The sequence below is a fragment of the Gemmatimonadota bacterium genome, from assembly GCA_009838845.1.
GTDB lineage: Bacteria > Latescibacterota > UBA2968 > UBA2968 > UBA2968 > VXRD01.
This window is the reverse complement of the sequence record VXRD01000140.1, coordinates 25,126-37,876: the sequence shown is the minus strand read 5'-3', so window position 1 is coordinate 37,876 and position 12,751 is coordinate 25,126. Positions and strand designations below refer to the sequence as shown.

Here is a 12,751-nt window from a genome sequence, read left to right as displayed (position 1 = left end):
TCGTTGATTCGTTGATTCGTCTATTCGTTTAAGGAGGTTGTTATGGACGTTTATGAGAAGTATTTTTTTGATGTGAATGGGTATCTGGTCGTGGAGGATATTTTGTCTGCCGAGCAAGTCGCGGCACTCAACGAGGCGATTGATCACAATCGGGATAGAATACGGATTCGCAAGGGGGAACTGAGGTTGTCGGGCGGTGTGGGCAGACATGGCGGCGAGGTTTCTATCGCACTGGAAGGCGCGCATGGACGAGGGGATATCGGAAGTATTTTGAGATGGCCAAAGCCGTGGTGTCAACCCTTCCGCGATTTGTTATCTCATTTGCCAACGATGCACTATATGCTCGATATGATCGGCAATGGATTTCGCTATGGCAATGCCAATGGGATTAGCATGACCAGAGGAGCAGAAGGGCATTTGCTCCACGGTGGGGGCGGTTTTTTAGGCGGACATATGTATTTCTGCAAGGACGGAAAGATGTGGAATAATCTGATTGCTGTGTGTTATCAACTCGCCGATGTCAATCCCGGCGACGGTGGGTTTGTGTGTATTCCCGGCAGTCATAAGGCAAATTTTGAATGTCCGACGGATGTGCGCCGAATGGAGCGGGACCTGGGTTGTTTTAAGCATATTCCCATGAAGGCGGGTTCTGCGGTGATTTTTACCGAGGCATTGACACATGGCGCGATGCCGTGGACTGCGGATCACGAGCGACGAACTCTGCTGTATCGCTATGCCGCAGGGGGGTATGTCAACCCGCCGAGTGGCAATGATCCCGCGAAATATGCGCCGTTTATGGATGAGTTGACACCGCTTCAGCAGGCTATTATGCAACCCCCACACAATGCGGGGCGCATAGATATGGCCGCGCTAATTGAGGCGGAGGAAAAAGCGAGTGCTAAAAACTGAGTTGACAGACCGTTTTTTTCTCTCTATAAATGTTCAATGCAGATTCAAAGGCAGAAAAAAGCATGAGGAGGTTCTATGAATACAAATTTATCTCGCGAGACCGTGTTCCTTGATGATGCGGCAATGGGGCGGGCGGGGATGTCGAGGCGCGACTTTATTAAAGGGATTATTGCTACCGGCGCGTCTATTTCTGCGATGGGATATGTGTTTGGAGGCTGCGCGGGCGACATGGGTAGCGCGCCGGGTGCAGTTGAGCGGCTCATTTCTCTCAATGTAAATGGTCGCGTGCGCCGCGTTGATGTTTTGCCGCAGGAAACACTGGCGATGACTTTGCGGTACAAACTGGGGCTTACGGGCACAAAGCTGGGGTGCGACCGGGGTGAATGCGGTGCGTGTACAGTGCTGGTCAATGATGTGGCGATGTATTCGTGTTCGACTTTAACCCACCGCGTTCGAGGCCGTTCGGTTGTGACCGTCGAGGGCCTTGAAGGCGAAGATGGCGCGTTGCATCCGGTTCAGCGAGCATTTATAGAAGAACTGGGCCCTCAGTGTGGATTTTGCACGCCGGGGCAGGTGATGTCTGCGGTGGCACTGCTGAAGATCAATCCGGATCCAACGCGAGAAGAAGCCCAGGTTGCCATGTCTGGAAACCTTTGTCGCTGTGGTGCTTACGACAATTATCTAAACTCAGTAATGCGTGCGGCAAAGGAGGCTTCTTAAATGGCATATCAATTGATTGGCAAGGATTTTACGCCGCCAGATGTGGCGGCAAAGGTTACGGGTAAGGCAAAATACGCCGAGGATTTTCGCGCCGAAGGCATGGTGTTTTGTCGCTTGCTTTTGAGCACGATGCCCCATGCGCGCGTTCGCAACATCAATGTGTCTGAAGCGACGAAGATGCAGGGTGTCCTGGGTATTTTAACGGCTGATGACGTGCCCGAGCAAAACGCGCCGAACAATCCCATATTGACCAATAATCCCCATTATGTAGGGGATCCGATTTTGGCAGTTGCCGCGCTCGACGAGCAGACTGCACAGGATGCAATTGACAAAATTGCGATTGATTATGAACCCCTGCCCTTTACGCTCGATCCTCTGGAGAGTCTCTATCCCGGCGGTACAGATGCCCGCGAAGACGGCAATATTCGCAACCGGCGTTCGGGAAGCGAGACAATCAAATGGACTGCTGGAGATTTTGTCGATAAAGATGTGTGTCCAACGGGCAAACCCGCAACTGAGTGGTCTTATGGCGAGGTTGACCAGGGATTTGAAAATGCAAATTTGATCATAGATGAGAGCTTTGTCACGGCAAATAATCCGCATCATTCAATGGAACCTCGGTCGTGCATGGCTTTATGGGAAAACGGCAAGTGTTTCGTATATGGCGCAACACAAAGCCAGAGCCGTCCCACACGCGATCTGGCTCGTCTCCTGGATATGAATTCTGAAAATCTGGTTTATATCGCGGAATACTGCGGTGGGGGTTTTGGTTCCAAAGGCACGGCGTATCCTGTGATGGCTATTCCGCCGCTTATGTCCAAAAAAGTCGGACGCCCCGTAATGATGCGTATTAGTCGCGCGGAAGAGTACTTTATCGGATCTGCGCGTCACGGTTTTCAGGGGCGAATTAAAATTGGTTTTCGCAGCGATGGGCGGATCAGTGCGCTGGATATGTACGTGATTCAGGAAAATGGTGCCTATCGCGGCGGTGGTGATTGGACTGCTGCTGGCGATGCGGTTTCGCTGGTTTATACGCCCGAAGCCATGCGCTTTCGAGGGATTCCCGTATATACCAATACACCAATCAGGGGGGCACAGCGCGGTCCCGGACAAAATCAGATCGCCTGTGTGGTCGAGCCTTTGCTCGACAAGGCCGCCGAGGAATTGGGCATTGATCAACTGGCGATTCGGCGTATTAATGCACCCGATAACGATTCGAAATACGGGCGCAGGCAAGGACCTGTTACGAGCGTTTATATGCGCGAGGCACTCGACAAAGGCGGCAAGGCTTTTGATTGGGCAGAAAAAAAGCAAAAAAGCCGCCAAAGAAATGGGTCTAAGGTTATAGGCGTGGGAGTTGGGCAGGCTTATCACTCGGCGGGTTCGAGTAAGTTTGATGGCCTGGTGCGCTTGACACCAGAGGGCAAGTTACACATTCATTCGGGCGTTGGCAATCTCGGCACGTTTTCGCACACTGCAACGTCTCTCGCAGCCGCCGAAGTGCTGACGTGTAAATGGGAAAATTGCGTGATTGAGCGGGGCGATAGCCGCCGTCATTTGCCGTGGAACCACGCGCAGTGGGGGAGCAATACCTCGTTTACGATGACGCGCACGAATTATGTTGCGGCTATGGATGCGAAGAACAAATTGCTGGAGATTGCAGCAAAGGACCTGGGTGGCTCTCCCGGCGATTACGATCTGGCCGATGAGCGCGTTGTGCATAAGACGGATAAATCCAAAAGCATGGGATTTGCAGATGCTGCAAAACGCGCAATTGAACTGGGAGGCAAATACGACGGCCATGAAGCTCCAGAGGATATCCATGCCATGACAAAAGCCTCAGTGGCTGGGCTTGCGGGCACGGGCTTGATCGGTGTTGCCAAAGACAATCTGAAACACGAAGGCGTTGTCCCTGCGATGGCCGTTGGACTTATCGAAATTGAATTGGATCTGGAGACCGGCAAGTACGAGATTTTGGATTACGTGGGGGTTGCAGAGTGCGGTACGGTGCTACATCCACAGGGATTGGAGACGCAGATCAAAGGCGGCGCAGTTATGGGTTTTGGCCTGGCTGCGCTGGAGCGGTACGTATATGATCCGCAAAACGGCCTTCCAGCAAATATGGGGCTCTATCAGTGCAAGCCGCCATCTTATCTCGATGTTCCGTCTGAAATGAAAACCGAGGTGGTCGATATCGCCGATCCTCAAAATCCAGTTGGTGCTAAGGGGATAGGTGAGCCTGTGCAGGGTTGTGCCGCTGCCGCGCTTTTGTGCGCGATTTCAGATGCGCTGGGCGGGCATTATTTTAATCGGATGCCAGTGACGACCGATCATATTGTCAATGCAGCCGCAGGACGCGAACAGTCGTATAAGGCGCTGCAGGTGAATACGGTATGAGAAGGGGGAAATGATATGCTCAAAGATATGATGGCTAATTTTGAATTGTATCAGCCCACTGCAATAGATCACGCGCTGAATTTAATGGATCGCTATGGCGATGATGGTTGGGTTCTGGCAGGCGGTCAGGATAGTTTTGACTGGTTTAAGGACCGCGCCAAGAAGCCCAGAGCAGTTATCGATATTAACGGTATTGATGATTTGCATGGGATACGGGAAACAGCCGATGGGATTGAGATTGGCGCGTTGACCACGCTGACGGAGATTGAGACAAGTGCGCTGATTAAAGAGAAATACGGTGTGTTGGCCGATGCTGCGCGACATGTCGCCAGTCCGCAAATTCGCAATGCGGGAACGATTGGGGGCAATGTCTGCCAGGATACGCGGTGCTGGTATTATCGGTATGGTCTGGATTGTTATCGCGCGGGCGGAAATACCTGTTATGCGGATACGCCCGAGGGAATTGACCGCGAACATTGTCTTTTTGGGGCGGATCGTTGTATTGCCGTGTCGCCTTCAGATACTGCTCCCGCACTTGTTGCTCTCGATGCGCGTATGGTGGTTGTAAATGGTGATGGGGAAAAAGAGGTGCAGGCAGAGGATTTTTTCATTGGTCCAGATGTGGATATTATGCGCATGACGATTTTGCAACCGGGTGATTTGCTCAAGTCGATTGTGATTCCCAATACCTGGGCAGATGCGCGTTTTTATTTTGAAAAGGTAGCCGAAAGGAACACCTGGGATTTCGCGCTGGTCAATATTGCCTCTGCGATGAAGGTAGAGAACGATGCGATTGTCGATATCCGCATGGTATGCGGCGGTGTTGCGTGTGTGCCACTGCGCTTGACAGTTGTGGAAGAGGTGGTCAAGGGCAGTCTCCAAAATGGTGCGTCTGCCGATCTCGCGGCGAGTGCGGCAACCCGGGGCGCCACGCCACTGAATTACAATGGGTTTAAGATTCCCCTGATGGAAAATCTGGTCAAGCGGGCGATACGAGAGAGCTGATGGATATTTTTCGATATACCAGCGATGCCTGGGGCCAGCGGGTTTTAGAAGGTCTTTCGTGGGACCTGATCGGGTATTTTGCAGGTGCTGGCGTTGTGTTTATTGTTTTGCATGTGGGTTATATGCACTTTTTTGTGAAAGAAAACGGTCAATGAATGTCCTGCTGAGACATGCCCTCGCTACCCGGATCAATCACTGGTTGATGGCTGCGTGTATGATCGCTCTGGTGCTAACTGGTTTTTTGCCGATTTTGGGGATCAAGTTTGCGTGGGTAACGCTGCACTGGGTTTCTGGGGTGATTTTTACTGCTTCTGTTTTGTTTCACATTATTTACGCCCTGACCCGGCAAGACTGGCGGTCTATGTGGATCGCGCGAGGAGAATTTGCAGACGTTCTTTCCTCGCTGTCGGGTTCGATCAAGGCTTTGAAAGTATCGCCCGGCAAATACTGGCTGATGCAAAAGATTTATCACCATATTGTGGCGATTATGAGTCTGGTTGCCTGTGTGACGGGTATTTTGATGTTGCTTAAAATTGATTCGCCTTTCTGGACGCGCGATCCTTATGTTTTTTCAGGCGAAAGCTGGGGTATTATTTATGTTTTGCACGATTTTTCGGGTCTGTGTTTTATTCCGCTGATTATGATGCATGTTTATTTTGCCATACGCCCAGAGAAACTTTTTTATACGCGATCAATGATTAAAGGATGGATTACAGACGAGGAATATCGCGCACATCACGATCCAGAGAAGTGGGATGCAAAAAGAAAAGGCGCATAACGCATGGCAGATGTTTTCTCAGAGTGGGCGCAACATATTGAAGCGATAGAGTCGGGCTATGAATTGATGCTGGCTTATGCCGCACAAGGTATAGAAGGAGATGACGGGCCAGATTCTCAGATCCGACACGCGCTAAAAGAGATGAATAACGCGCTCGATAATCTGGGAGAATCCGCAGTGCGTATTGCAGAAGAAAGAGAGCTTGTGGATTATCGGAATTTTTTGGATGAGATGAATGCCGATGCGAAAAGAGCACAGGCGGGCATTAACCTCGTGCTGGGCAAGACCGCCATCAGTTCCCAGTTGATCGACAACTTAAATGCCTCTATCCATTTGCGCGCGCTGCTGACCGATCTGTTTTTGATTGATGAGGCTTTGAAATAATTATGGTTCAGATTTTACGTGAGGATCATCCCCGGCTATATCATCCCGCCGATGATCCAGATTACAGATTCGAGCCGCCGAAGGATGAGGCGCGAAAACGAATCCTTAAGAATATTCTCGCAGATTGCGAGATTTTTTATTTTCAGCGGCCGTGGAAACGAATTCCCGAACGGCCCCACAGCCCGCACCCATACCACCAGCTATACCTGACGTTCTATACGGGGATGCACGCAACCGCACTGATAGAGCATTATGCATTCGCCTGGCGGCTGACGGGAGATCCGCGCTGGTTAAAACGGGCGAGAGATTGGTTGCGCGCGGCGGGGGAATGGGAACACAGTGACCGGGTAGAAGAGCATTTTTATACGGCCAACCGGTATATGCAGGCGTTTGCACTGGCGCTGGATCTGCTCGACAAGGCGTTGCCCGATGTGGAAAAAAAACAGGCGACCGCGTGTCTGGTTCAGATGATGAAACGCTGGTGGCCGGATGTAGAGCGGAACCGATACTCATCGGATGGACGACACCACGCCGTGGTTGACAACGGGCATTTTGGTGTGGCGGCTTTGTATTTGTTGGGAAAACATCCCGATGCGGAAGCCTGGGTATCGGCCGTGATCGATCGGTTTCGCAGCGGGGTGATGCCCTATGGCTGCGGGCGAGACGGCGCACCGGGCGACGGACCTGCGTTCTGGCCGTGGGAAAATTTGTGGATGCTTCACTTTGCCGATGCGCTGCGCAATGTGACGGGGGAAGATCTGTATAAGACGTTTCCGAAGCGATTGGAGCAGCCTTTGACGTGGTTTCGGTATCATCTGGCACCGCCGCAGGTGATCGAAGACAGGCTGTATTATCCAGAAAATTCAAATGTGATTTCGGGCAGCCAGCTAAACGCGTGTTCGGTGACCCTGCTTCGGCTGGCGCAGGAAGCTGGAGATGCCGAGATGCGGGACGTAGCACTTGGCGATCCGAGGCTGGGACGGCTCTACCGGTTTGGGATGGGCGTGAAGGGTACAACGGCGGAGTGTATGATCGCATACGCTCCGTACGCTTATTGTTATTATGATCCTGAGTTCCGGCCGTCGAGTCGCAAGATTGTATTGCCGCTTTCAAAGAAATTTACCCGAATGCACTACGGAGAAGCCGGATTGCTGCGCAGCGGATGGGACAGGGATGCTGTGGTCTGTTGCGTGTCGGGATACAAAGGCGGGAGCGCACATGGGTTTATGAATTTACATGTGCAATGGGGCGGATATCCGATTTTGAAGACGATTTCCGCGGAGGAGGCCCAGCCGGTGGCCTGCGGCAGCCTTCCTTTCACGGGTGGGCAAAACGAGATCGTGGCGTTTCTGCGGCGGCTGGATACAGCAGCGCGGTTCGAACGGTTGCGCGTGCGATCCATTCGAACGGATCATGAATACTGGCTGTTGAAAGGGACTTTTCCAATCCTTGTGACGGCATTGAGACGCCGGAGACGCGGTGTAAGAGTGATGCGAGATGGGGGGGAGGGGTTCGTGCGATTGAACGGCCGCGATTACTTGCAGTACGAGAGAGAGCCTTATTTTAATCCCAGGGCTGGTGAATTGCGAATGCGTTTCCGGTTAAACGGCGAGAGTAGAAAAGAAGGACCAGAGGTTTTGTTTAATACGGGAATAGGCGTGGGAAGAGTCCTGGGAAGCCGGGTAAACAATTATTCACTGGCAATAATGGACGGGGACGCGCTGACATTTGTTGTGCAGAGCCAGCGAAATACGTCGGTAGAGGTTGTCTCATCTGTGAAAATTGAACCCAACAGGTGGCATGATGCGGTTATTCGATGGGGCGGGTTCAATCGGCCGGGAGACAATCCATTTATTGAGATCGAGGTGGATGGATGCCGGAACAGGTGCGATGACCGCGCGATTTTCGGTGAATTGGGACTGGATTCGCAGAATCTGCAGTCGCGTGCGGAACCGAGGACGTTTTATATCAAGTCGAATACGGTGCTGGCGTTTGGGGGCGCAGTGCAGATGCCTGGGACAGGGGTGAAATGCGATCTTGATAGGGTAGATCTGAAATGCCCGGGGTGCAGGCGGTTGCTGTTGGATTTTGAGACGGACCTGGGACCGGAGACCGGAAGCGGCGCGCTGGGCTGGAAGTTGAATCCGGTAGATTTGAGACGGGTCTGGACGAAACAGACGCGCTTCGGTGCGGGCGGGCGATCGATCAATGCGTTGCTCCTGTATGGAGAGGATGCCTGTTTCGAGAAGGAGGAGGTGCCTTTCGCGCCTTCTGGGCTGGCGGCGGGAAGTTTGGTGAGTTTTGTCCCGAGAGCGCGGGATGCGAACACGCGGGTGCGGATATCAACCCTCGGAGACATTCTGATTTTTGCTTTTGCAGAGCGCCAGGCAAATGTGCAGGTGGTACAGGATGAGAATGGGTTCGAGATTGGAGTCGAGAAAAAGCGGTACGGGTTTGACGTGAATACGCAGGGAGAAGAGATCCTCACCCTGCGCTCAACCGTAACGGCGTAACAGAGCACATAAAGGTCGTAACCTGACTCACGGCCTTTTTTAAGTACTGCCTATCAGGGGCACTCGCCGCGCGTGAGCCTGCTCTGGATGTCGTCTAATACAGTTGGTACATCCCAGATGCCATCGACGACATAGTGTGCGCCGGACTGATGCATGCGCTGATATACGGTCTCGAGCTGTGTTTGCAGTACTTCGGGATCAAGTTGGTTGATTTCTTCTTCGTTTAGACCGATTTCATTTCCTGTTTTTGCAAGTCCAATAGTCCACATGCCGGCATTGAGACCTTCTTCGATGCCGGGGATCGTGTCATCGACTTTGACACAGGCTGCAAAGGGATACACGCCCAGTTGCATGGCATTTTGCACACACATCCACGGTGCTGGGCGGCCTTCGGGAACGTCGGTTGCGCATACGGTTGCATCGGGTTCATAACCACGTTTTTTGGCTTCTTCCTGCAATAGTGCCATCATTTCGCCTGTATATCCGGTGGTCGATCCTATTTTTAATCCGCGCTTGCGAAATTCGGCAACTGCTTCCAGTGTACCGGGAATCAAGTCGGCGTATTCAGCCAGACAATTCAGTTGCAAGGGTACAAATGCTTCAAACATCGCATCGATATCCGATTCCTGAGGTGGTCGATTGTAGGTATCTTCCCAGCGCTGGTGTACAGATGCGATTTGAGATATTTTGCGAATGTGGACTTTTTTATGCGCCCCCATTGGCGCACGCGCCTCGGCCATGCTGATAGGTACTCGCATGCGTTCGTACACCTGGCGAAAGACCACAGCAGGCGCGTAACATCCGTAATCCATTGTGGTTCCCGCCCAATCTAACAAAATGGCTTTTAGCGCACCGCGATATGTACGTCGAAAATAAAAATCCATTTTCTGTCCTTTCTGATTTATTGGTAAAAAAATGAATCGTCTCGTGAAACAGATTATCTACATGGCACCCGGGGCTATTGAGACTGTGCAGTCTTTGTTAGATGATAGAGCCGCGCGGTCTGTTTTTGTTGTGGCTGATCGCACAGCCTACGATAAATCCGGCGCAAAAATGTATATAGAATCCGCATTACAGGGGCGCGGCCATGCCATCTTTGATGATTTTGCACCTAATCCTAAATACGCCGATGTGGTGCGCGGAGTCAAATTCTGGCACACACATCCAGGTGATATAATGATTGCCATAGGTGGCGGATCTGCAATTGATATGGCCAAGCTCATTGGCATTTGCGGTACACATCGGGATCAATACCGCGAGCTTCTTACAGGGAATATACCGATTCGGGATAAAGTCGCGCCATTAATCGCCATTCCCACCACAGCGGGTACGGGGAGTGAAGCCACGCATTTTGCTGTGGTTTATGTCGGGGAACAAAAATATTCCGTTGCACACGCCAATGTGTTGCCCGACTACGCAATTATCGATCCCAGTCTAACGGCCAATTTGCCACCTTCTATTACCGCACATACTGGCCTGGACGCACTGTCACAGGCTGTTGAATCTTTGTGGAGTGTGAATGCAACCGCGCAATCGCGTGTTTTTGCAAGTGAAGCTCTGGAACTGGTGCTCGATAATCTCGAGGCTGCTGTTCACCGTCCCACACCCGATGTACGTGCTAATATGTGCCGCGCTGCCCATCTATCTGGTAAAGCGATCAATATCAGCAAGACCACAGCACCTCACGCGATTTCCTATACGCTCACATCTCAATTTGGCGTGCCTCACGGTTTGGCTGTGGCTCTGACGTTGGGTGCAGTCTTAATATACAACAATAGGGTAGTCAGTGGTGATTGTTGGCATCCCAAAGGTGTTGCTCAAGTTCAGAAAGATATCAGAGAGATCAATAGGCTGATAGGGGTTGCGAGCTCTGAAGAAGCGAGAAAATACATTGACGATCTCATCAGCGCCATTGGTTGTCCAACCCGTCTGCGACAGGTCGGTGTGGATGCTGATGCAGACCTGGAAACACTTGCGCAGAATGTCAATACGGAACGTCTAAAAAACAATCCCCGCGCCTTATCGCAGTTTGCGCTAAGACAGATACTTCGTGAAGTCCATTAAATCAAGAGGTATTATGGCAGAGGCTTTAAGAGAGGTCGAGACAACACGCGATCGTCAGACCCGGTCACCGATTTCGGTATGGTCGCTGTCAATTGGTATTGTATTGACGGTGCTGGCGACGAATGCAGGGTCTTATGCACGATTTATTTTGCACGCGACCCGTCTGGATCAAAATCACCTGTCAATGGCGGCTGTGGTGCCTTTGATGGTGCTGGTGTTGTTTGCAAACCGATTCTTGAAGTTGAGCCGGGGTGAATTGATTGTCATTTTTGTGATGCCATTGATCGGGGCCACGATGCCCACGTATTTTATTGGCAAGATGGTCGCCAATTTTACGGTGCCCCATTATCTGTCTTCGCCGGAAAACCAGTGGGCGGTGTATTACGAGACACTCTTGCCCGAGTGGACCGTGGTCCCGGGTGGCGAGGGTTTGCGGTGGTTTTTTGAAGGGCTGCCGCGCGGAGCGTCTATTCCATGGACGATATGGCTGGTGCCGGTTTTCTGGTGGATGACGGTAATTGTCGCCTACTATGGGTGCGCTTTGTGTTTGATGGTAATTTTGCGAAAGCAATGGGTGGAGAACGAGCGCATTGAATATCCTTTGATGGAGGTTCCTCTGGCGGTGCTGGAAGAGCCGAAAGAGAAGGGCTTTTTTCGTATTCCGATTCTAAATCTACCGCTTTTCTGGATTGGATTTGGATTGACGTTTTTCTGGGTGCTGTGGAATGTGATCAATCATTTTAACCCTTCGTTCCCACAGATCCCCTGGCGTTATCCCAATGTGGTATTCGACCGGGTATTTCCACCTATTTCGATGCGTATGTACCCGGTTGTGGCGGGATTTGCCTATTTTATCAAGCTGGATATTCTGTTCAGTCTGTGGTTTTTTAACTTTTTTACTACGATGGAAATGGGCCTTTTTAACCGATTGGGTTATAAGGAGGCTATTTTTGATGAATACTCTACGAATCCGCTTTCGATCGGGGCGCAATCGCACGGTGCAATCATTGTGATTGTTCTCGTTGGATTCTGGATGGGGCGGGAACATCTGAAAAATGTATTTCGCAAGGCGTTTTACAATGATCCAGAAGTAGATGACTCGGGCGAGATTATGTCTTATCGCACTGCCGCGTTTGGATTGATAGGGAGCGCGCTTTATCTTGCTGTGTGGCATTATAAGACGGGGATGGAGTTGAAGTTTATCCCGCTGTTCCTTTTTGGCGTGCTGGTGATGTATTTGGGACAAACCCGCCTGATTGCAGAGGCTGGGTTGATTTCGCTTCGCGCCGCGATGTGTCCGCAAATTTTTTCATCGGTCATTCTCGGTATTAATTCCCTGGCATCGCGCACGCTCGTTTCTATTGCTATTTCTCATTCGTGGTGTAGCGATATCAAGACGACGATTATGCCCGCGCTGGGGCATTCGACCAAGTTATTCGATACCATCCAGACGAATAGGCGACGCTTGCTCTGGGTTCTGATTCTGGCGATGAGCGTGGGCGTGTTTGCTACGTTTTTGTACACGATCTATATGGGATATGTAAATGGTGCCGCCAATTACGGCGGGATTTTTACCGGTGAACTGGCGCGCTGGCCATGGGATGACTTGGTCAAGAAGTCGAAGGATCCGTGGGGAAGAAATTGGGAGTTGATCGGTTTTTTGTTCGGAGGGGCGGTATTTACCTTGCTCCTGATGTTTGTGCGCTATCGCTTTCCCGGTTTTCCTTTTCACCCTATTGGATTTGCCGCTGGTCCAGTGGGTCCCGTGCGATATGTCGTTCTCCCAATTTTCCTGGCGTGGTTTGCCAAAGCTATTATTCTCAGAATTGGCGGCGCCCAGGCGTATCGGACAGCGCGCCCCTTTTTTATCGGCCTGATTCTCGGGCATTTTATGGGGGCGGGTACATCGTTTGTCATCGATATGATCTGGTTTCCCGGACAGGGACACAATATTCCGTTTTCAGATTGGTAACATTTATAG

10 protein-coding genes are annotated in these 12,751 nt (G+C 51.4%); 9 read left to right on the top strand and 1 reads right to left on the bottom strand.

Annotated elements, in window-relative coordinates; translation table 11 throughout:
* Positions 1 to 42: 42 nt before the first annotated feature.
* The 7 genes from F4Y39_19790 (at position 43) to F4Y39_19760 (ending at position 8,706) form a co-directional block, all read left to right on the top strand.
* The gene (locus F4Y39_19790) at positions 43 to 909 is read left to right on the top strand and encodes a phytanoyl-CoA dioxygenase family protein (GenBank protein MYC15973.1); all 867 of its coding nucleotides are present in this window, start codon (positions 43 to 45) and stop codon (positions 907 to 909) included.
* Between the two features lie 138 nt (positions 910 to 1,047).
* Entirely contained in the window at positions 1,048 to 1,629 is a 582-nt protein-coding gene (locus F4Y39_19785; GenBank protein MYC15972.1) for a (2Fe-2S)-binding protein, read from the top strand.
* Positions 1,630 to 4,026 (top strand): xanthine dehydrogenase family protein molybdopterin-binding subunit, encoded by a 2,397-nt coding sequence (locus F4Y39_19780; protein MYC15971.1) that lies wholly within the window; start codon positions 1,630 to 1,632, stop codon positions 4,024 to 4,026.
* Positions 4,027 to 4,041: 15 nt separating this feature from the next.
* Positions 4,042 to 5,031, top strand: coding sequence for a xanthine dehydrogenase family protein subunit M (locus F4Y39_19775; GenBank protein ID MYC15970.1), 990 nt, complete (start codon positions 4,042 to 4,044; stop codon positions 5,029 to 5,031).
* 151 nt (positions 5,032 to 5,182) lie between these two features.
* The gene (locus F4Y39_19770; protein ID MYC15969.1) at positions 5,183 to 5,809 is read left to right on the top strand and encodes a cytochrome b/b6 domain-containing protein; all 627 of its coding nucleotides are present in this window, start codon (positions 5,183 to 5,185) and stop codon (positions 5,807 to 5,809) included.
* Positions 5,810 to 5,812: 3 nt separating this feature from the next.
* Entirely contained in the window at positions 5,813 to 6,193 is a 381-nt protein-coding gene (locus tag F4Y39_19765; GenBank protein MYC15968.1) for a hypothetical protein, read from the top strand.
* Between the two features lie 2 nt (positions 6,194 to 6,195).
* Positions 6,196 to 8,706, top strand: a complete 2,511-nt coding sequence (locus F4Y39_19760; GenBank protein MYC15967.1) for a hypothetical protein — start codon at positions 6,196 to 6,198, stop codon at positions 8,704 to 8,706.
* Positions 8,707 to 8,759: 53 nt separating this feature from the next.
* Here the strand turns inward: F4Y39_19760 and F4Y39_19755 are convergent, their stop codons facing one another.
* A complete protein-coding gene (locus F4Y39_19755) occupies positions 8,760 to 9,590 on the bottom strand; it encodes a phosphonoacetaldehyde hydrolase (GenBank protein ID MYC15966.1) in 831 nt (276 codons plus the stop codon).
* 31 nt (positions 9,591 to 9,621) lie between these two features.
* Here F4Y39_19755 and F4Y39_19750 point away from each other — a divergent pair, with 31 nt between their 5' ends.
* Complete coding sequence (locus F4Y39_19750; protein MYC15965.1) at positions 9,622 to 10,770, top strand: phosphonoacetaldehyde reductase; 1,149 nt, start codon at positions 9,622 to 9,624, stop codon at positions 10,768 to 10,770.
* 13 nt (positions 10,771 to 10,783) lie between these two features.
* Entirely contained in the window at positions 10,784 to 12,742 is a 1,959-nt protein-coding gene (locus F4Y39_19745) for a hypothetical protein (protein MYC15964.1), read from the top strand.
* Positions 12,743 to 12,751 lie beyond the last annotated feature (9 nt).